The following is a 20968-nucleotide window of genomic DNA, read 5'->3' on the forward strand; positions in this document are numbered from 1 at the left end:
TTTTTCGGTGATAAAAATCACTAAGAAGGTATAGGCGTTGCTTTTCTGTACTAAAGCAATTTGATAGGCTTTGTCTTTGATTGATTGTTTTGCTCCTCGAAAAATCATATTAAGATATTATACAGATAGAAGTAAATTCGATAATAGGGAATTCCCTTTGACTTGGACTTGTTATTGACAAATTCCTCCTTTCACAAATAGATATTATTTTTTTAGTTACACTATATGTTAGCGCTTCCACTTTTAGTATCAGGTTAACAGGTAACTACTGAAATAAATAGTAAGGGAGATGTAGGGTGTTTATTAATAGAAGATTTATAAAAAATATGTACCTTATACTGTTTGTTATTTCTTTTAGTTTTACAGAAGTTAATAGGGCCTCCGCTGAACAAAATGCACAGCCAATTAAGAATATCATTTTTCTAATAGGAGATGGAATGGGTGTGTCCTATACATCTGCATACAGATACCTTAAGGATGACCCAGCGACAAAAACGGTTGAATTAACGGAATTTGATCGATACCTAGTAGGGCAGCAAACTACGTACCCTGGTGATTCCGAGGAAAATGTTACGGACTCGGCGGCATCAGCCACTGCAATGTCCACTGGAGAGAAAACATACAATTCAGCCATTGCGGTTGGCAAGGATAAGAACGAATTAAGAACGGTCCTTGAAGCGGCAAAAGAAAAGGGGAAGGCAACAGGACTTGTTGCAACGGCGCAGATAACACATGGAACGCCGGCATCTTTTGCTGCACATGATGACAATCGGGACCATATGGATGCGATCGCAGATGACTATTATAATGAGAGAATTGAGGGCAGGCATAAAATTGACGTGATGCTTGGCGGCGGACTGGATTTGTTTATCCGAAAGGATCGGAATCTCGTAGAGGAGTTCAAACAGGATGGCTATAGTTATGTGACAAATCTAGTGGAGTTGATAAATGATAGGAATAGCCAGGTAATTGGGTTGTTTTCAAAGGCCGGCCTGCCAAAAATGATTGACCGATCAGAAGACGTTCCTTCGCTGGCAGATATGACCTCCTCTGCGATTGATCGTCTAAATCAAAACAAAAATGGTTTCTTTTTAATGGTAGAAGGAAGTCAAATTGATTGGGCAGGTCATGATAATGATATTGTTGCTGCCATGAGTGAGTTGGAGGACTTTGAAAAAGCATTTACAACGGCCATTGAATTTGCAAAAAAGGACGGGCAGACACTTGTTATTGCAACCGCTGACCATTCAACTGGAGGTTACACCATTGGTGCACGGGGAGAATATAACTGGTTTAGTCAGATTATAAAGGCAGTGCATCGGACGCCAGATTTCATAGCGAAGCAGATAGCAGGCGGAGCGGAAGTGGAAGAAACCTTGAAATCCTACGTTGACTTAAACCTGACCAAAAAAGAAATAAAATCAGTTAAGCGCGCTGCTAAGAGGAAAGATATAAAACAAATCGACCAAGCAATTGAAAATATCATCAACAAACGTTCCAACACCGGCTGGACAACCGATGGACACACTGGCGAAGACGTCAACGTCTACGCCTACGGTCCCGGAAGCAACCGGTTCACAGGACAAATTGACAACACCGACCACGCCAAACTTATCTTCAAAATATTGGAGGACTGAGACCTTAGTGATCTGCGGGCCACTGTGATGCTGTGATGCTGTGATGCAGCAGTGGTGCCTGTCACCGCTCGTGGACAAAAACACCCATTTGTATTTCTGGGGTGGACAGTTTTGCAGAATGATGAAGTGCCTTCTTGTTTTAGGGGGAGGTGCTTTTTGTTATGTGCTAATTTCTTCACAATAGGGTTCGGTATATTAAGACTACCAATTTTATAATGGTGTTAAGATAAAAAATCTCGAAGGAGAATACCATTATGAAGAAAGTACTAAAAGGGACAGCCATGTTGTTTTTGCTAGGCTTTGTGTTTGCAGGTTGTGGAGTGAAGGATAAAGCTGTAGCACCAGTGGATCCGACAGTGGAAAATACATCACAAGAGGTCACTCAAGCTAAACAGGTTGATTCAGACTCAGACATAGACCCAGAGGTATTGCTGAATAGTCTTCGTAATCACACAGCACTAATCCCAATTGGTGACGCAGTGATACCAGAGGATAATCCAATGACATTGGAGGTTTTGGCGCTTGGTCAGGCGTTATTTTTCGATCCTCGCCTCTCGGGGAACAACGAAGTGAGTTGTCAGACCTGTCATGATCCCAATCTAGGCTACGGTGATGCGAAGCCGACCTTTGCAACATACGATGGCGGCAATGGCAAGAGAAATAGTCCAACGGTCATTAACACCAGCTATTATAGTACCTTCTTTTGGGATGGCCGTGCAGACACTCTTGAGGAACAGGCATTGGGACCAATCGAAAATCCTGATGAGATGAATCAGCCCTTAGATGAATTGATACTGGAGTTAAAGGCGGTTAAGGGCTATGAAGATATGTTTCAAACGGCTTTTAACGATGGAATCACGAAGCAAAATGTTGCAAAAGCCCTAGCAGCCTTTCAAAGGCAAATTGTCGTAAAAAATACCTCGTATGACCGTTTCCTCCAAGGAGATACAGCGGCTTTATCAAACGAAGAAGTCCGAGGATTAAATCTATTTACTAGCAAAGCGATGTGTATTACCTGTCACAATGGACCGAATCTTACGGACAATAACTACTATAATATTGGTCTCAACACGGAGGATCTGGGCCGATTTGCAGTGACGGGAGACGAAAGGGATTTAGGAAGAATTCGGACACCAGGTTTATATGGCATTACCCACACTGCACCATATATGAGAGACGGCAGTATTGCTACCCTTGAAGAAGTGATTAATTATTACGACCGGGGCGGCGATCACCATCCAAATAAAAGCTTTTTTATGAAACAATTCATGAATCCTTTAGGATTATCAGACCAAGAAAAGGCAGATCTTCTAGCCTTTCTCAAGACTTTAGGAGGGGAGCCGCCGATTTTCTCGAAACCTGAACTCCCATAAAAGTAAAGGTCCTGAGCCCTGGCGCGTTACATGAGCAGCACACCAGGGCTCAAGACTCTACTTTGTATAACGGTTGGCATAGCTTGAAGCAACAAAAGCGTTTGGCTTAATTTTTGGTTCAACCCCCATCGACTCAATCCTTGTAACCATCTCCTGAACAAACTGCCTCGTTTTATTTCGTTTTCCCGCTCCAATATCGATATGTCCCTCCATTGTAAAAGTAGCTCCTTGATAGAGAAACGGAAGCACGATATTGATTAAACGGTTCTTCCTTTCTTCAGTAAAAAGTGCGACGATATCCTCTGTTAAAGATAACTCGAGAGAAATCCGTTCATGGAGCTTTGTCATTTTTCTAGGAATGACAATCTTTCTGATACATGCCCAAACACCTTTGCCTTCATTTTGAATGACAATTCCGGTTATAAAGACTGTATGTTTTTTATGAACCTGTGAATCTGTACCGACCATTAAGCGAAAGTTCCCGCTAGGAGCGATATTCATAAATTTTACGATATGTTCAAAGACTTGTTCGAAGGTCATACTGCGCTCTTGCAGGTTTTGAAAAGAATAATGATAAACCTGGAATTTTTTCATCTATGCACCACATCTTCCCTTTCAAGAAAAATTTTGACCTATCCTTAATTTTATTTTATGGAAAGAGAATTATTCATGTGCCAGCATAAAACCGTATTTTCTGCTATTGTGAGTTATTTTGTCATGAAGTGTCCACTGGAGACGTACAAATGAGGGTGTTTTGTATTTCTCTGGTGCCTGTCACCAACTGGTAAGATAATACATTGATATTCATGTGAGATTTTGTTACATTGGATTTTAAGTGGGTTTAATTATATAGAGATAGTTACATCAGGAGGAGCTAGGATGAATTTTATAGAGGTTTTTTTGGACTGGGCTAATACTTTGCTTTGGTCGAAGGTATTGATTGTTATGTTGATTGGTTTGGGTCTTTATTTTACTGTTCGCACGAAGTTTGTCCAATTTGGGATGATTGGTGAAATGTTCCGCCTAATGGGCGAGGGGACAAAGGGCGGTAAAAAAGGAATTTCATCTTTCCAGGCTTTTTGTATTAGTACGGCGTCTCGTGTTGGTACTGGAAACCTCGCAGGGGTAGCGATCGCAATTAGTCTCGGCGGTCCAGGAGCGGTCTTCTGGATGTGGTTGATTGCTTTAATCGGTTCTTCTACTGCGTTTGTGGAAAGCACACTAGCGCAAATCTACAAGGTGAAAGATGGGAACACTTTCCGAGGTGGACCTGCATATTATATGGAAAAAGCATTAAATGCTCGTTGGATGGGAGTAACCTTTGCAGTTTTGATTTCCATTACCTTCGGATTGGCCTTTAACTCTGTACAGGCTAATACAATCACAAGCTCATTAACGAATTCTTTCGGTTTTGATAAAGAAATCATCGCAATCGTTCTATCTGTTATTACAGGTATTATTATTTTTGGTGGAATTAAACGAGTTGCGGCAGTATCACAAGTGATTGTTCCTGTGATGGCAGGTGCTTACGTTTTAATCGCGCTATTCATTATGATCACAAATATTACAGAAGTACCAGCAGTATTGGCATTGATTTTTAAAAGTGCATTTGGTTTCACTGAAGTAGCAGGCGGTGCTATAGGTGCTGCGATGATGAACGGAATTAAGCGCGGGTTATTTTCGAATGAAGCGGGTATGGGTAGTGCTCCAAATGCTGCTGCGACAGCGGAGGTCAGCCATCCGGTTAAGCAGGGCCTCATCCAATCATTGGGTGTCTTTATTGATACACTTGTAATTTGTAGCTCAACTGCATTCATTATTCTGTTATCAGGCCTTTATACATCTGGTGAAACAAATGGAATTGCCTTAACGCAAAACGCTTTAGAAGGCTCACTGGGTTCATGGGCAGGAATCTTCCTAGCGTTGATTGTATTCCTTTTCGCCTTTAGTTCAATTGTAGGAAACTACTATTATGCTCAAACAAATATTGAGTTTATTAAAAATAATAAAATTGCTGTTAACGTATTCCGTGTTCTTGTGATCGGGATGGTTGCTTTTGGATCTTTAGCGGAATTAAGTTTTGTCTGGAATCTGGCCGATTTATTTATGGGACTAATGGCGATTATTAACTTAATAGCGATTACTCTCCTTGGTAAGTTTGCCTATGCTGCTCTTGCTGATTATAAAAAACAACGAGCCGCTGGGAAAAATCCAGTTTTCTACTCTTCAAGCATTGAAGGACTAAAGAATGTAGAGGCTTGGGATGAAGCGCCAGCAGAGGCAAAATCTAAAAGAAAAATAGGTTAAGAGATATCGGTGATGGGCTGAGTGCTTGTCACCTTTTCTCAAATATTTGTGGGGGAAGCTTGTTTTATTGTACTATGTGTATATTATTCTTAAGAGATAGGAGTGTCATAAATTGATAGAAAATTTTGAAAAACAAATTCTAGCCTGGTTTGAACATTTTCATGCTCACCCAGAGGTTAGCTGGAAGGAGTTTGAAACGACCAATACGCTTGCTGAAATTTTAGACGAACTAGGGGTGAGTTACCGTCGTTTCTCCGATGTCACGGGACTAATTGCCGAGATTGGTGAAGGTGACGAGGTTATTGCGGTCAGAGCTGATATTGATGCACTTTGGCAGGAGGTTGATGGAGTATGGCAGGCAAACCACTCATGCGGCCATGATGCCCATATGTCAATGGTCTTAGGTGCATTGCTATACTTGAAAAATCGTTCCCTAAATAAAAAGATTCGCTTCATTTTCCAGCCGGCTGAAGAAAAGGGAAATGGTGCGGTTGCGATGTTTGAGCGAGGGGCGATTCAGGATGTTACGCATTTGTTTGGCGTTCATCTTCGTCCGATTGAGGAGCTGCCGCTAGGACAGGTTGCACCTTCTATCCATCATGGCTCAGCGATTTTCCTAGAAGGAAGGGTGAAGGGAAATGATGCGCATGGAGCAAGACCACATCAAGGGGTTAATGCGATTGAAGTGGCAACAGCGCTTCATAATTATGTGAAATCAATTCACCTTTCACCGTTTGAGCCCTACTCTGCTAAACTAACAAAAGTTATTGCCGGCGGTGAAAGTACAAATATTATTCCAGGGACAGCGGAATTTGCCATCGATGTTCGTGCGCAAAAAAATCAGGTTCTTGATCAGTTGAAAGACAAGATTGATAATGGACTTCGGGGTTTGCAGGATTTTTATAGTGTGGATATTGAATGGACATGGAGTGATTTTACCCCTGGAGCAGAGGTTTCAACTGAAGCGGAGCTAATTGCTGAAGACGCCATTCGCTATTGCATTGGAGATGAAAACACTGCGTGTCCAGTCATAACACCAGGAAGTGATGATTTTCATTACTACACCGTGAAACAGCCGAAATTGAAAGCAACAATGATTGGTATAGGGGCAGATCTACAGCCAGGGTTACATCATCCTAAGATGGAGTTTAATAGCAGCATATTAGACGTTGGCGCTCGCATTCTTGCAGAAACGTTAACGAGAGCATAAGAAGAAAACGATGCATTTTGTCTGCATCGTTTTTTTGTATTGATGGCAGTTGGTTTTTTAAAAAAATTTTCATTGACGGAAATTGCAAGCGTACCTTAATATTAATTTAACGTCTATTTAGCGACAATTGGTAATTTTCTAAAAAAGGAAAGAGGCAAGGGCACAGATACATATTAAATAGGAGTCGGGGGAAAAGGATTATGAAAAAGGAAATGTCTTTTAAGCTAGCAATGATTCCACTTGTTACAATGATTGCAGTGATGGCTTTTACGATTATCGTACTTGAGCAGGGACCGCATATCCCATTGATTTTCGGAACTTCCATTGCTGCCATCGTTGCTTGGCGTTGCGGCTATAAGTGGAAAGAAATCGAAGAGGCAATGTATAAGGGAATTCGCCTCGCATTACCCGCAGTGATTATCATCATCCTTGTTGGACTAACGATTGGTGCTTGGATTGGCGGCGGAATCGTAGCTACGATGATTTTTTATGGATTAAAGATCATTACACCTTCTCTATTTTTAGTATCCATTTGTGTGATCTGTGCAGTTGTATCATTGGCAATCGGGAGCTCATGGTCAACAATGGGAACAATAGGTGTTGCAGGATTAGGAATCGGTTTAAGTATGGGAATTCCAGCGCCTATGATAGCTGGAGCGATCATTTCAGGTTCTTACTTCGGCGATAAAATGTCTCCGCTTTCAGATACAACAAATTTAGCATCAGGTCTAACGAATACTGATTTATTTGTACACATTCGACATATGTTCTATACAACCATTCCAGGCTTAATCATTGCACTAATTGCCTATTTCTTAATGGGAAGAAAATTTGGGACAGAAGGGATGGATGGAGCCAGTATTGAAAAAACGGCCGCTGTTTTGCAAGATAGCTTCTTGATTTCACCATTTTTAATGCTTATTCCACTTTTAGTTATCGTCCTAGTGGCCAAGAAGGTACCTGCTATTCCTGCATTGATCATTGGAATTACCCTTGGTTTTGCAGCACAAATTATCATTCAAGGCGGTTCCATCTCAGATGCAGTGGCAGCTCTGCAAAGCGGCTATGTGATTGATACGGGAAATGAAATGGTGGACAACCTGTTCAACCGCGGCGGCCTGGATTCGATGATGTACACGGTGTCAATGACCATTGTTGCTATGACTTTTGGTGGTATACTCGAACACACAGGGATGCTGCAGGCTATTGTGAATCAAATCCTAAAATTGGCGAAATCGACAAAAAGTTTGGTTGCTTCGACCATTGTATCTTGTTTTGCTACAAACGCAACCTGCTCCGAACAATATATATCAATCGTGATTCCTTCTCGTATGTATGCGAATGCCTATCGTGAAAAAGGACTTCATTCGAAAAATTTATCTCGCGCACTTGAAGATGGTGGGACACTTACATCTGTCTTCATCCCTTGGAACACGTGCGGGGTGTTTATTTTTGGAACACTAGGCGTTCATGCTTTAGACTATGGACCATATGCAATCTTGAATTTTATCGTCCCAATCATCTCAGTCATTTACGCTCTAACTGGAATCACGATTACAAAGCTAACCCCTGAGGAAATAAACTTACTAAACAATGAAGATGAGACGATCATAAAGGCATAAAACGAATAAAAGGAAAGTTCACCTGTTTGCGGGAACTTTCCTTTTATTTTAAAACTTTATGATCGAGCGGAATTCGCACTAAACTTTTAAAAATAGATTGGAAGTTTGAGCTCATAAACGGCACGTGGACGACCCTGCTGGTAGGTCATTTCCTCACCAACAACCTTCGCATACCGATGATCAACTAGCTTTTTTATAATCCGCTCAGTTGAACGTCGTGTCACCTGCAGATAATCGGCAAGGTCTGCAGCTGTAAACTGGAGAGTGTGTCTGGACTTACTAAATTCAATTATTTTTGAAACATTTGCTGGACTCAGTTTCGTTTGTTTTGCAATAAGCAAAGTTTCAGGATGATCACTTTTTAATCGCTGATTCCGCTTTACATGAGGGAAGGGGCCAAGTAATTCCTTATCCTCAGTTAAAATAAAGCAGCTCGTAGGATTAACATCTTTCTCGGCAAACTGAAGTGCAATCTGTGCGTGTTGATCCGCTTCCTTCATATTCGTACCAAAGCCAAAGCCAGCCAATAACGATTCTTTACTCTTCTCTAGAAAATCATGCAGAGTTTGTTTTTCCATTGCCTCTTCAATATCGCCTCTAGTGCTATATAGAAGAAGGATATTGTCTTGTTGTTCTTGAAAAGAGGCATTGATTTCGTTTGCGAACTGTTCTACTCGCTCAGTGCGGAAACTTTGCAGCATGAGATAACCAACTGCCACTTGTGCAGATTTACTTTTATGAAGATCAGCCTGGTCTTGAGCGTTTTGAAGCCCCCTTAGCAGGGATATTTCTGGATCGGTCATTCGGAGAGCAGGTATTCCCAACTCATGGAGACGATCATAGACAATGTGGATACTAGTTAAGGCTATATCAATGGCCCCTTGCTCCCATAGGGATTGATGAAACTTGACAATCCGGTTTGTATCAAAACAGGGTTCAGCTAACATCTCACGGTAATCGATCACAAATGGCTGAGCAATAATCTTACTGTCATTCAGTAAATTGGTTACAATGGAGGAGTCAATTAAATCAATCGAGATCCTCTCTGGTGAAATATTTTTTGTATAAATGATTTGTAAAAAGGATGAAGCAAAAGCTAATTCATCTTGTTTCAAATATAAAGCAGGGACTGTAAGCTTCTCACGTTGTTTTTTTGAAAAATAATATGGCAGTGCACCTGAGAAAAAGACAATATCACATGGTTTAAGTGTTTTAATTATGGCTGCCGATTCACTTGGTTCTTGATAAATATAGGGATCAATCTCAATCCCTTGCATTTTCGCTGCAACGGAAAGGATTTTACCCATAAATTCACTTGATCCAATCACAGCAATTTTCGTCATCATTAACACAGCTCCTATAAAATATTTAGCGTCTATATAACGACAAATATACCAAATTTATTTAGAGATTGGAAGGAATATTATGAAAATTACAGCAATTCATCTTAATGCCATTCATTTACCTCTTCTCGAACCGTTTGTGATTAGCTATCATACCTACGACTATATGCCTTCTATTATTGTAAAAATAGAAACAGATGAAGGAATTATCGGTTACGGTGAAGGGGTAGCAGATGAGCATGTAACAGGAGAAACCTGGGAGGGTACCTTTCATATTCTGAAAAATACCATTGCTCCGGCACTAATAGGTAAAAACCCAATGGAAATGGAGAAACTCCACGACATAATGGACAAATTGATTTATGCAGCCCCAACCGCAAAAGCGGCCATTGATATTGCCTGTTATGATCTTTTAGGAAAAAAGCTGAAGGTTCCTGTGTATCAATTAGTTGGCGGCCGGTTTCATGATGAATTCCCAATTACGCATGTATTGAGTATTGCCGAGCCAGAAGAAATGGCGAAAGAGGCAGCAAAAATGCAAGAGTTGGGCTATCGATCCTTTAAAATGAAGGTAGGAACACAAACGAAGGCCGATGTGGCGAGAATTAAGGCTGTTCGTGCTGAGGTGGGGGAGGATATTGCCATTAGAGTGGATGTAAATCAGGGGTGGAAGAACAGCTCCGAAACTCTTACGGCTTTATCCCAACTGAGTAATCAGGGGATTGACTGGGTAGAACAGCCGGTTGCTGCAGATGATATTGATGGAATGGTGGAGGTAAAGTCAAAGACAGCCATTCCTTTAATGATTGATGAAGGATTAAAAGGAATCCGCGAAATGCGAGAAATCATTCAAAAACGTGCGGCAGATAAGGTAAATATTAAATTAATGAAATGCGGAGGAATCTATCCAGCCGTTAAGCTTGCGCATCAAGCGGAACTTGCAGGAATGGAATGTCAGGTTGGCTCAATGGTTGAATCATCAGTTGGTTCTGCTGCGGGATTCCATGTTGCTTTTTCAAAAAAAGTTATTACCAGTGTAGAGCTGACAGGACCGCTGAAGTTTGCAAAAGATATCGGAAATCTAAAATATGAAGTGCCTTTTATCCGTTTGACTGAGAAGCCTGGGTTAGGGATTGAAGTGAACGAAGATATTTTAAAAGAGTTAACGGTGTTTGAAGATACGGTCAGGTAGGGAGGGTTTAATATGGATTGGATAAATGAAGGAGAGTTTAAGAAGGGTGGAAGATATAAGGTTCGTCGGCTTTCACTTAATGATATGAGTGAAATCCTTGTGGTACAGGAGGAGGTGGCCGATCAGTTAACGGACAAGGATTCCTTGGCTGCACTTTCGGAGGAAGAATTTAAATATATTCTATCTGGAAACGGACTGATGCTCGGTGTATTTGTTGATAACCAGTTAATTGCTTTTCGGGCACTGCTCGTTCCTGCCATAGATAACGAACATTTAGGCTGGGATATTGGCTTATCAGAGGATGATTTAGCAAAGGTTATTTATCAGGAGATTTCTTGTGTGCTTCCAACGTTTCGCGGAAATGGTCTGCAAAAAATTCTAGCGGGAATAATAATGGAAGAATTAAGCACACAAAATCATCCATACCGCTATATCTGCTGTACCGTAGCTCCGTTTAATATTCCTAGTTTAAAGGACAAATTTGCACAGGGCATGCATATAAATGCTGTAAAAGAAAAATACGGCGGCCGGCTTCGCTACATATTTGTATTAGATTTGGAAGAAAACAATGAAAATGAAAATAGGTCAAATGTCCATGTAAAAATGGAAGACATCGACGCACAGAAACTACTATTCACACAAGGAAAACGCTGCATAGCCATGGAAGCAAAAGATGATGGTTATTGGCTGTACTTTTCACGATAATTGTAAATTCTGAAAAGAAAACAATTAAAAGGATTGGTTTCTTATTTGTCCTTCTAATTCGTCTATTTCAGAATAGTAACCTTTCTTTTATTAAATACTTTAATATGGGTGGTTTGATTTTAGAGAGGTGTGGAATCGTGAAAAAGGTAAAACCAGTTTTTTATGTAGCACTTATTGTTTCAATCTTATTTATTATATGGGGGATCATTCCTGAATCGATTTTGCCAGAAGGAAATTTAAGAAACGTAACCAGTAACATCCAACAATTCATCATTGAAAAATTCGGCTGGTTTTATCTGCTGTCTGCCACTGGGTTTCTTGTGTTTGCCCTTGCGTTAATTTTTACGAAATACGGAAATATCAAACTGGGTAAAGATACTGATGAACCTGAATTTAATAGTGTGACATGGTTTGGAATGTTGTTCAGTGCAGGGATGGGCATTGGTCTCGTTTTCTGGGGAGTAGCAGAGCCTTTGTCGCATTACTATACCCCGAGGGTTGGAATGGGACAGACCACTGAGGCAGCAAGAGATGCGATCCGGTATTCCTTCTTTCATTGGGGGCTGCATCCTTGGGCCATTTATGCGGTAATTGGGTTGATTCTTGCTTATTTTACATTCCGCAAAGATTCAGATGGAGTAGTAAGCCAAATTCTAAAACCGATTTTTGGTGATCGGGTGAATGGTCCACTTGGGATTCTTTTTGACTTTATTGCCATTTTTGCAACCATTTTTGGTGTAGCTACTTCCTTGGGGTTTGGTGCTACCCAAATCAGCGGGGGTGTCTCATACTTGTTTCCTGGCGTTCAAAATACTGTGAATACGCAGCTAATCATTATTGGAATTGTCACAGTCTTGTATTTGGCATCTGCCCAAACGGGTTTGGACCGAGGGATTAAAATCCTGAGTAACACGAATATTTTTCTAGCTCTTGCGCTTATGCTCTTTTTGTTATTTGCCGGACCGACTAATTTTATAATGGACTTGTTCACTACTACAATTGGTAGTTATCTGCAAAATTTAACCGTTATGAGTTTTCGGCTAAGTCCTTTTGAACAGAATACATGGGTTCAGGATTGGACGATCTTTTATTGGGCCTGGTGGATTGCCTGGGCTCCGTTTGTAGGTACGTTCATTGCCCGTGTTTCAAAGGGGAGAACGATTAGGGAGTTTATAATTGGAGTTTTACTGGTGCCAACCGTTTTTGGTGGACTATGGTTTTCTGTATTTGGCGGTTCTGCTGTATATTTAGAGTATTTTCAAAATGAAGCAATCATGGATGTTGTCAATGAGAGAGGTCAGGAAATAGCCTTATTTACAGTTCTTTCCCACTTTCCTTTAGGAAATGTTATGTCATATATAGCGATATTCTTAATTGCTACGTTCTTTATTACATCTGCAGACTCGGCAACCTTTGTTTTAGGGATGCAAACAACCGGAGGCAGTTTAAACCCTCCTAATCGAGTTAAATTTATCTGGGGGCTTGTTCAATCATCTTCTGCTGCCGTATTGTTAATGGCTGGGGGACTCGGAGCTCTGCAAACAGCCTCCATCATCGCCGCCTTCCCCTTCACCATCATCATGATCCTAATGATCTTCTCACTCGTCAAAACCTTAAGAACAGAGAAAATCAAAAGGTGATAATAAGTTGTGGTGACAGGCACCACTCGTGGACATTTTGGCCGAAATGTCCACCTCAGGCGGACAGTAGTAGAATAAATATGCCTGATCCCCTATATTGGAGTCAGGCATTGTTTATTTTAGTTGGGCTTTTATCTCTTTTATTTGTTCGATATGCCGTTGTTCGTGCAGGTAAACTAGGTCGATCCATTGATTGAGCGGCAGATGGCCGAAGAGAGGATGCTTTACGGATCGTTCGGATAGGAGGGATTTGTCTTCGATTCTATCTAACACTTCAAATAGGATAGCCCTCGATTCATCTAAGAGTTCCACGATCTGATCAAATGAAAGGGGGACATCACCTGGAACAACCATATCAGGAGCATTAGCCTTTTGAGTGCGATCGGCAGCAAGATGTATGGTTTTAGGGTCTGCTTTTCTTGGGTGTCCTTGCTTTAAACCATAGACAACTGATTGTGTAAATACACGCTCTGTTAAAAACAAATGATGGCAAATTTGAGAAACACTCCAAGTGGAATCATCCAATTTTCTATTCAAGTCCTCGATAGTAAGTGAGTTGATTTCATTTAATAGTTGGTTTCTAGTTTCTATTAGCTGATCATTTACAGATAATTTCATAGCAATTTCTCCCTTCAATTAACCATACATACTGTATATATTCTCTGTTTTAGAAGAATATTCCTATTAAACAGAAGGGAGATGGACAAGTATTTGATATTAGATACTAGTGGATCTTCTATTATTTTTTTTAGAGTAAAGTCGCCTGAGGTAGTTCTAACCTAAATGACGAAGAAATCGTATAAAACTATATGGTGACAGGCACCGTCCGTGGACAATATGGCCGTTTTGTATTTCTATGGTGACAGGCACCATAGAAATACAATTCCCCCAATTTGTACGCCTGGGGTGGACAGTTAAGAAAAGTCAAAGGTATCTTCTCACATGGAGAAGAAGCCTGTGACTTTTTTGCAGAAAGCATAGATTTCGACTTTGAGAAATGTCTAGCTTCAGACATCATCGGCTAGTGTACTTCACTCTTCTCCCTACGATAAGTCAACATCGAACACTCAAAAACGCTCTTGGTGTTTCCTTTATCCCAGTCGAAGCGCACCATAAGGGAAGCAACGAAAGCTGGCCATCGCACGAAGGAAAAAGCTTAGCTTTTTTCGAGGAGTCCATACACCGATAAACGGGCGCCACGCGCTCTTCTTATTTTGCTAGAACTTGTTCTACTGCTTCAATAGTTTTTTGGCTGGCAATTAGGCCGTTGATGGTCCAGAAGCTTGGTTCGTTCATTTCATAGACTTTGCCATTCTTAACTGCGTCTAGGCCCTTCCAAATGGAGCTGTTAGCTAAAAGATCTAGACCAGCTTCTCCTTTTTTACTAATAAGGAAAATGTGGTCTGCACCGATTTCAGGTAGTTTTTCAAGGGCAATTGGATCCCATTGTACAGCGGCTCCACCAAGGTTTTCAATGAATGCAGGCTGTTTAATGCCTAGGTCGTTGTAGAGGACCTTTGCACTGAAACGGTCGCTTTCCATCAAGTAAAATTTATCAGCCATAACCCAGAGGATCGCTGCCGTTTCATCTCCGATCGACTCTTGAATCTTCGCTTTTGTGTCAGAAACCTTTGTATCATAAGCAGCAAGAGCTTCCGTTGCTTCGGCATGCTTATTTAAAATTTCTCCCATTTGTGTAAGCTGTGAACGGCAATCTGCGCTCACTTCGTCCTTAAATACGTATGTAGCTGCTATTTTTTTGTATTCTTCATATTGCCCCTTTTGAATGCTTGCTGGAGAACTGAAGATGAGTAAATCTGGGTCGTAGCTGATGGCTTGTTCAAGTGGAACATCCCAGCCAATCTTTGGTACACCTTGTAATTCAGTTTGTAAGTAATCTAAAACCGTGTCGCCAATAGACCATTGAGCTGCAGGAGTTACTCCTAATGCTACTAATGAGTCTTCTAAGTATGGAGCAATAACCCGCTCTGGGTTAGCAGGAATAACCACTTCCCCCATTGCATCCTCTAAGGTTACTTCAGGTGTTGTTTGGTCATCCGTGTTTTTTTCAGTTTCTGTATTATCAGCATTATTACAAGCACTGACTAAAAATAACATCAGTAATAAAGTAAATACTAGTGGTAGGTGCTTTTTTAACATTGTAATTCCTCCTGAAATAAAAAGTATCTGTGTTGCTGCAAATGATTATCATTTTCGCTCACGCCGTCAATGACAAAAACAACATGATTTTGCTTAGTTTGTGAAGAAAGTTAGAAGGATATTTATGGAATCAGTAATTTATGGCCAGCACATATTGAAATATAGCTGGGTGGTAATTATACTTGTTGATAATGATTATCATTATTTAAAAACATATGCCTCTTAAATATATTACTATTTATTTTTCTGGCTCTTTATAGAAAGGGTGTTATTTTTGAATGAAAATGCCATACACCAAGGGGATAAAGCTTTAATTCAGGATAACAATCATCGTTTGAAAACTTCTGTAAAAGGTACGTTGACCTTAATCATCGGTATCTTTTTAATCATTATTATTATGGGTTTATCAATTGCATATGGTGCAGCAGATATAAAATTTAGTACGGTATGGGAAGCAGTCACAAACTTTAATCCTGACATTACTTCACATCAGATCATACAGGAAATTCGGATGCCGAGAGCGGTTGGGGCCGTTTTTGTGGGAGCTCTGCTTGCTGTTTCGGGAGCGGTTATGCAAGGTTTAACGCGTAATCCGCTAGCTTCTCCATCTATTATGGGGGTAACGGATGGGGCAGCTTTTGCATTAGTGCTGACCCTCGCCTTTTTTCCGGCGGCGACGATTTTAGGACTTACGTTTTCTTCATTTGTCGGTGCTGGACTTGGAGTTACTCTCGTATTTATGATTGGTTCTTTTTCAAGAGGGGGCTTAACACCGGTCAAATTAGCGCTGGCTGGTGTAGCGGTAGGGTCGATGTTAAGTGCTATTTCGAGCGCGATTGCTCTTCATACACAGGTGGCAAAGAATATGAGCTTTTGGTATGCAGGAGGGTTAACGACAACAAATTGGACCTCGGTAAAAATATTAGTTGTTGCTGGTGGAATAGGACTCTTACTTGCGATCTTCATCTCAAAATCAATCACCATACTAAGTCTAGGTGAAGAAGTTTCAAAAGGACTTGGGCAAAATATCGTTTTAATAAAGATCTTAGGGGTATTGGTTGTACTGTTGCTGACCGGTGCTGCCGTATCTGTAGCGGGAGCAGTCGGCTTTATTGGTCTAGTGATTCCACATATCAGCCGCTTTGTCATCGGATCTGATTACCGCTGGATTATTCCCATCTCTGCTGTACTAGGCGGATTGTTATTAATCCTCTCCGACATCGCAGCCCGAATGGTGAATGCTCCGTTTGAAACACCTGTAGGAGCGATTACTGCTATTATTGGAGTTCCCTTTTTCTTATATTTGGCTCGTGGGGAAAGGAGAGGACTGTAGTGGATGCAGCAGTAAATACAAAGAAAAAGAAGTTTTATGTTATCGTTAGCGTTTTAGCACTGCTGACAATCATCGTGTTTATGATCAGTTTAAACCTTGGTGTTGTTCGGATTGCTCCATTAGATGTATTTAAAACATTAATCGGAATGGGAACTGCCCGTGACGAATTGGTATTAATCGATTTCAGGCTGCCAAGAATGATTTTGTCTTTGGTTATTGGGGCAGGATTAGCAGTCTCTGGAGCCATCCTTCAAGGCGTTTCCAAGAATGATTTAGCGGACCCTGGAATTTTAGGAATCAATGCTGGTGCCGGCTTCATGGTTATTTTATTTATTTACTTCTTTCAAGGATCGATGAACAGTGTTTCAACATTGGGGACCTTTTTATTGCCATTATTTGCCTTGGTTGGTGCCCTCACAGCTGCGTTAATGATATATGTATTAGCATGGAAAAAAGGAATTGACCCTGTAAGGTTGATCCTTGTCGGGATTGGGATAAATTCAGGCTTTGGAGCAGCGATCATTATTTTTCAGTTAAAAATGAACCCACAAGACTTTATGCAGGCTGCCGTTTGGCTATCAGGTGATATATGGGGGGCGAATTGGAAGATGGTAAGTGTCCTGACACCATTAATTCTGATACTTTTGCCATATGCCATTTATAAAGCACATACGTTAAATCTTATGAGTTTAGGGGATCAAGTGGCTGCGGGTCTTGGAGTGAATGTTGAAAAAGAACGGAGAGTATTGCTGTTTACAGCCGTCGCATTAGCGGGATTTTGTGTTGCTGCCGGCGGAGGGATCGCCTTCCTTGGACTAGTAGCGCCTCATATCGGAAGAAGGTTAATCGGACCAAAGCATCAGCTGCTTCTTCCTGTCACGGCAGTAATAGGTGCCTTGTTCTTGATATTGGCCGATACGCTTGGTAAAAATGCGTTAGCTCCGACTTCGATACCAGTGGGGATTGTGGTAGCCATTTTCAGTGCGCCGTATTTTATATATCTACTCATAAAAGCAAAATAAAGGGGGAATGGATCATGGTTTCACTATCAACGGAAAATTTACAGATTGGTTATGGAGAAAAAATCATTGTGGATGGTTTGAATTTGCAAATCAATAAGGGAGAAATCACCACGATTATTGGTGCAAACGGCTGCGGAAAATCAACCATCTTAAAAACAATGGCACGTGTCCATTCTGCAAATTCTGGTGTTGTCTATCTTGACGGAAAGATGATTCATAAAATACCTACAAAAGAAATTGCAAAAAAAATGGCGGTACTCCCTCAAAGCCCGGAGGCACCTAATGGATTAACCGTCTATGAATTGATTTCATATGGACGTTCTCCACACCAAAGTGGATTTGGAAGACTTTCAGATCGAGATCGTCAGGTTATACTTTGGGCATTAGAGGTGACTGGATTATCTGCTTTTGCTGAACATCCTGTTGATGCTTTGTCTGGTGGACAGCGTCAACGCGCGTGGATCGCGATGGCGATTGCTCAAGAAACAGACCTGTTGCTGCTGGATGAACCCACAACCTATCTTGATATGGCTCATCAATTAGAGATTTTACAGCTGCTTGAAAAATTAAACAGAGAAGAAGGCAGAACCATTGTAATGGTGATTCATGACTTGAACCACGCATCACGATTTTCTCACCATATGGTTGCCCTTCGTGCTGGTAAAAAGGTAAATGAGGGACCACCTGATGAAGTGATGACACACGAGACTTTAAAAGAAGTGTTTCAGATTGATGCTGAAATTGTCAGAGACCCAAGAACGAAAAAACCGGTCTGCCTTTCATACGATTTGATTAAAAAGGAGCAGCATGTTGAAAGTAGGAAAGTTGTAAATATATAACCACAAATGGGATGGGGATGAACAATGAAATTGTATGATGTAACCATTATTGGCGGGGGGCCAATCGGTTTATTTACAGCTTTTTATTGCGGGATGAGAGAAATGGAGACTAAGATTATTGAGTTTTTACCATACTTAGGCGGGAAGGTTTCTTATTTTTATCCAGAAAAAATCATTAGAGATATCGGGGGTATTCCGGCTATTTCAGGTGAAAAATTGATTGACCATTTGGTTGAACAGGCTCAAACGTTTAAACCGACGATTGTCTTGAACCAACAGGTGGTTGGATTAGAACGGTTGGAGGATGGAAACTTTCTGCTGACAAGCCATAATGGAGAGTGCCATCTGACTCGTACCATAATTCTAGCAACAGGGTTTGGAACCTTGAAAAGTGCAAGGCTTGGGATTAGCGGGGCAGAAAAGTATGAAGGAAAAAATCTCCATTACTCCGTGGAGAAGCTGAGTGCTTTCAAAGATAAGCATGTCCTTATCTCTGGCGGCGGCAATTCTGCGGTGGATTGGGCAAACGAATTACTCCCGATTGCCAAGAAAGTGACGGTTGTCCATCGCCGGAATGAATTTGCAGGATTGGAATGCAATATCACTAAATTAAAAATTTCTTCGGCTTCCATTATGACTCCTTATGTTTTAGAAGCGTTGCATGAGCAGGACGACAAGATTAAAAGTGTGCGTGTGAAAAATGTTGAGACGGAAGAATTTGAGGACATAGAAGTAGACGATGTTCTGGTCAACCATGGATACTGTATAGATCTTGGTCCAATGAAGGGCTGGGGGCTAGAAGTGGAATACGGCAGCATCAAGGTGGACTCGCAAATGCAAACGAATATAAAAGGAATCTTCGCAGCAGGAGACAGTGCAAACTATAAAGACAAACTCCACCTAATAGCCGGCGGATTCTCAGAAGGCCCAAAAGCCGTCAACAGCGCAAAAGCCTACACCCAACCCGAAAAAGAACTCAAGCCCATCTACTCAACCACCCATTTTTAATGGCAGTGGTGACAGGGTGACAGGCACCGCTCGTGGACATTATGGCTATTTTGTATATCTATGGTGACAGGCACCACAGAAATACAAATACCCCATTTTGTACGCCTGGGGTGGACAGTCCGGATAATAGAAGGCACCTTCTAATTTTGAAGGTGCCTGTTTTGGTGCTATTTTTCTTGTTTGATTACCCTTTGTGTCTGGGTGTGTTTGATGTAAAAGACGGTTGTCATGATGATGGATATGACCCCGAATAGGACACACATGAGCTGTAGTCCGATTAAATCCAGCAGTGAACCGGTAATGATTAGGACGATTTGAAAGCCGATTCGGTCGAGCATGTTTCGAAAGGAGAAAAATCTACCATGAAAGTCCTTAGGTACTTTTGTTTGAAAGATCGTTGCTGCCGTCGGAAAAAAGCATCCAACTGAAAAGCCAAACACCAAAAAGGCAGCAATGGTGATTACTGGAAGGTCTGCGAAAAAGAGCATAAATTCGGAAAGCCCAATCAGAATGGCGCTGCCAAACAAAATCTTATAGGATGAGATTTTGCTGTTAAGCTGTTTGATGAAAAAAGCACCTAGCATAAACGAGACACCTTCGGCAGTGTATATCCATCCTTTGATCGCCGAACTATCCTGAAGTTCGCTGATATTAATAACCATTAGATTAAAACCGCCTAGGAAAAGCAAAGGAATCAGCGTTATGATCAAGGTCATATAAACAATCGGCAAACCCTTTATGATTGGAAAAACGTCTTTAAAACTTGTCTTTTCTCTCGCATTTTTCACTTCACGATTATTGGCCTTATCTTCATCAAAATCTAAAAACCATGTTAGGGCAAAGAGCGCCATATAAGCTATGAGTGAACCAATATAAAGCGTAGATAATGGCAGAAAGCTTATAAGAATTCCAGCTGCTGCAGTACCGATAATTCTTGACAGGGTCGAAACATTCATATGAACCCCGTTCAGTTGAAGAAGATCTTTATCAGCCGCTACCAATGGAATGGCTGCCTGTAAAGCAGGGAAATAGAAGGCTGCCGATATTTGAATGAGAACGAAAAAAACAATCATCCACCAGACAGAGCCTGTAGCTATAGCGATTAGCATGAAAATAACACTGACAGCACGCAAAAATCCAGAACCTAACATAACGGATTTTTTGCTCATTTGATCGGTGATTTTTCCTGCATAAGGGCCGACTGCTATTCCGGCTAAGAGCCCTGTTGCCAAAAGAAGAGATTTTAAAAAGTCAGAAGGGACTTTCTCTTGCATAAACTCCAAATTACCAATAATCCCAAGCCATAACCCAAGCCCGGCAATAAATTCCCCGGTTAATATAATCCATACATTTTTATTTTTCCACATAGGAGCACCACGTTTTTATAGTCTAATACAATCAAATATATTATAGGTTCTAAAATATTGGAAGAAAAACATTAATGATAAAAGTGGTGCCTGTCACCACTTGTGATTAAGCAATTGGGTGTCCAGTGTGTTTTCGCTAACAAAATATAGAAGAGGCTGGCACTTAAATACTTTCGAAGAGATTAATTATTCCTACTTGACCGGTAGGAA

At 41.0% G+C, this 20968-nt stretch carries 17 protein-coding genes; 12 read left to right on the forward strand and 5 right to left on the reverse strand.

What is annotated here, in order from left to right:
- The first annotated feature begins 302 nt into the window (after positions 1-302).
- Positions 303-1637, forward strand: coding sequence for an alkaline phosphatase (locus tag BTR25_RS06760; RefSeq protein ID WP_483295239.1), 1335 nt, complete (start codon positions 303-305; stop codon positions 1635-1637).
- Between the two features lie 254 nt (positions 1638-1891).
- Entirely contained in the window at positions 1892-3010 is a 1119-nt protein-coding gene (locus tag BTR25_RS06765) for a cytochrome-c peroxidase (protein WP_075687301.1), read from the forward strand.
- A gap of 57 nt (positions 3011-3067) precedes the next feature.
- Here the strand turns inward: BTR25_RS06765 and BTR25_RS06770 are convergent, their stop codons facing one another.
- On the reverse strand, positions 3068-3604 hold the full coding sequence (locus BTR25_RS06770; protein ID WP_075687302.1) for a ribonuclease H-like YkuK family protein: 537 nt from the start codon (positions 3602-3604) through the stop codon (positions 3068-3070).
- Positions 3605-3889: 285 nt separating this feature from the next.
- Here BTR25_RS06770 and BTR25_RS06775 point away from each other — a divergent pair, with 285 nt between their 5' ends.
- The 3 genes from BTR25_RS06775 (at position 3890) to nhaC (ending at position 8149) form a co-directional block, all read left to right on the forward strand.
- Entirely contained in the window at positions 3890-5317 is a 1428-nt protein-coding gene (locus tag BTR25_RS06775; protein ID WP_075687303.1) for an alanine/glycine:cation symporter family protein, read from the forward strand.
- 112 nt (positions 5318-5429) lie between these two features.
- Positions 5430-6527 carry an amidohydrolase gene (locus tag BTR25_RS06780; protein WP_075687304.1) on the forward strand — a complete coding sequence of 366 codons (1098 nt, stop codon included), beginning with the start codon at positions 5430-5432 and terminating at the stop codon, positions 6525-6527.
- A gap of 200 nt (positions 6528-6727) precedes the next feature.
- The gene (gene nhaC / locus BTR25_RS06785) at positions 6728-8149 is read left to right on the forward strand and encodes a Na+/H+ antiporter NhaC (protein ID WP_075687305.1); all 1422 of its coding nucleotides are present in this window, start codon (positions 6728-6730) and stop codon (positions 8147-8149) included.
- A gap of 86 nt (positions 8150-8235) precedes the next feature.
- On the opposite strand, the gene BTR25_RS06790 is transcribed toward nhaC, so the two are convergent.
- The gene (locus BTR25_RS06790; RefSeq protein ID WP_075687306.1) at positions 8236-9495 is read right to left on the reverse strand and encodes a transcriptional regulator; all 1260 of its coding nucleotides are present in this window, start codon (positions 9493-9495) and stop codon (positions 8236-8238) included.
- Positions 9496-9574: 79 nt separating this feature from the next.
- On the opposite strand from BTR25_RS06790, the gene BTR25_RS06795 reads away from it, so the two are divergent.
- The 3 genes from BTR25_RS06795 (at position 9575) to BTR25_RS06805 (ending at position 13029) form a co-directional block, all read left to right on the forward strand.
- Complete coding sequence (locus tag BTR25_RS06795; protein WP_075687307.1) at positions 9575-10684, forward strand: mandelate racemase/muconate lactonizing enzyme family protein; 1110 nt, start codon at positions 9575-9577, stop codon at positions 10682-10684.
- A gap of 12 nt (positions 10685-10696) precedes the next feature.
- Positions 10697-11389 carry an N-acetyltransferase gene (locus BTR25_RS06800; RefSeq protein WP_075687308.1) on the forward strand — a complete coding sequence of 231 codons (693 nt, stop codon included), beginning with the start codon at positions 10697-10699 and terminating at the stop codon, positions 11387-11389.
- Positions 11390-11526: 137 nt separating this feature from the next.
- The gene (locus BTR25_RS06805) at positions 11527-13029 is read left to right on the forward strand and encodes a glycine betaine uptake BCCT transporter (RefSeq protein WP_075687362.1); all 1503 of its coding nucleotides are present in this window, start codon (positions 11527-11529) and stop codon (positions 13027-13029) included.
- A gap of 114 nt (positions 13030-13143) precedes the next feature.
- On the opposite strand, the gene BTR25_RS06810 is transcribed toward BTR25_RS06805, so the two are convergent.
- Both BTR25_RS06810 and BTR25_RS06815 read right to left on the reverse strand, forming a co-directional pair.
- A complete protein-coding gene (locus tag BTR25_RS06810; protein ID WP_075687309.1) occupies positions 13144-13647 on the reverse strand; it encodes a DinB family protein in 504 nt (167 codons plus the stop codon).
- A gap of 591 nt (positions 13648-14238) precedes the next feature.
- Positions 14239-15189 (reverse strand): ABC transporter substrate-binding protein, encoded by a 951-nt coding sequence (locus BTR25_RS06815; protein WP_075687310.1) that lies wholly within the window; start codon positions 15187-15189, stop codon positions 14239-14241.
- Between the two features lie 313 nt (positions 15190-15502).
- Between BTR25_RS06815 and BTR25_RS06820 the strand changes: the two genes are divergently transcribed.
- The 4 genes from BTR25_RS06820 to BTR25_RS06835 are packed head-to-tail and all read left to right on the forward strand — an operon-like array spanning position 15503 to position 19391.
- Complete coding sequence (locus BTR25_RS06820) at positions 15503-16522, forward strand: FecCD family ABC transporter permease (RefSeq protein WP_483295240.1); 1020 nt, start codon at positions 15503-15505, stop codon at positions 16520-16522.
- Positions 16522-17544 carry a FecCD family ABC transporter permease gene (locus BTR25_RS06825; protein WP_075687311.1) on the forward strand — a complete coding sequence of 341 codons (1023 nt, stop codon included), beginning with the start codon at positions 16522-16524 and terminating at the stop codon, positions 17542-17544. The genes BTR25_RS06820 and BTR25_RS06825 overlap by 1 nt, the downstream gene beginning before the upstream one ends.
- A gap of 14 nt (positions 17545-17558) precedes the next feature.
- Positions 17559-18383 carry an ABC transporter ATP-binding protein gene (locus BTR25_RS06830; RefSeq protein WP_075687312.1) on the forward strand — a complete coding sequence of 275 codons (825 nt, stop codon included), beginning with the start codon at positions 17559-17561 and terminating at the stop codon, positions 18381-18383.
- Between the two features lie 24 nt (positions 18384-18407).
- Entirely contained in the window at positions 18408-19391 is a 984-nt protein-coding gene (locus BTR25_RS06835) for an NAD(P)/FAD-dependent oxidoreductase (protein WP_075687313.1), read from the forward strand.
- Between the two features lie 167 nt (positions 19392-19558).
- Here the strand turns inward: BTR25_RS06835 and BTR25_RS06840 are convergent, their stop codons facing one another.
- Complete coding sequence (locus BTR25_RS06840; RefSeq protein WP_075687314.1) at positions 19559-20758, reverse strand: MFS transporter; 1200 nt, start codon at positions 20756-20758, stop codon at positions 19559-19561.
- Positions 20759-20968: the final 210 nt, after the last annotated feature.

The organism is Bacillus sp. MRMR6, from assembly GCF_001940785.1.
In the GTDB taxonomy this organism is placed as follows: Bacteria; Bacillota; Bacilli; order Bacillales; family Cytobacillaceae; genus Neobacillus.

Excerpts from the sequence above, each read along its gene's own strand:
- BTR25_RS06795 (WP_075687307.1), top strand. The coding sequence starts at position 9,575 with ATGAAAATTACAGCAATTCATCTTAATGCCATTCATTTACCTCTTCTC.
- BTR25_RS06815 (WP_075687310.1), bottom strand. The coding sequence starts at position 15,189 with ATGTTAAAAAAGCACCTACCACTAGTATTTACTTTATTACTGATGTTA.
- BTR25_RS06830 (WP_075687312.1), top strand. The coding sequence starts at position 17,559 with ATGGTTTCACTATCAACGGAAAATTTACAGATTGGTTATGGAGAAAAA.
- BTR25_RS06775 (WP_075687303.1), top strand. The coding sequence starts at position 3,890 with ATGAATTTTATAGAGGTTTTTTTGGACTGGGCTAATACTTTGCTTTGG.
- BTR25_RS06810 (WP_075687309.1), bottom strand. The coding sequence starts at position 13,647 with ATGAAATTATCTGTAAATGATCAGCTAATAGAAACTAGAAACCAACTA.
- nhaC (WP_075687305.1), top strand. The coding sequence starts at position 6,728 with ATGAAAAAGGAAATGTCTTTTAAGCTAGCAATGATTCCACTTGTTACA.
- BTR25_RS06835 (WP_075687313.1), top strand. The coding sequence starts at position 18,408 with ATGAAATTGTATGATGTAACCATTATTGGCGGGGGGCCAATCGGTTTA.
- BTR25_RS06800 (WP_075687308.1), top strand. The coding sequence starts at position 10,697 with ATGGATTGGATAAATGAAGGAGAGTTTAAGAAGGGTGGAAGATATAAG.
- BTR25_RS06790 (WP_075687306.1), bottom strand. The coding sequence starts at position 9,495 with ATGATGACGAAAATTGCTGTGATTGGATCAAGTGAATTTATGGGTAAA.
- BTR25_RS06840 (WP_075687314.1), bottom strand. The coding sequence starts at position 20,758 with ATGTGGAAAAATAAAAATGTATGGATTATATTAACCGGGGAATTTATT.
- BTR25_RS06765 (WP_075687301.1), top strand. The coding sequence starts at position 1,892 with ATGAAGAAAGTACTAAAAGGGACAGCCATGTTGTTTTTGCTAGGCTTT.
- BTR25_RS06770 (WP_075687302.1), bottom strand. The coding sequence starts at position 3,604 with ATGAAAAAATTCCAGGTTTATCATTATTCTTTTCAAAACCTGCAAGAG.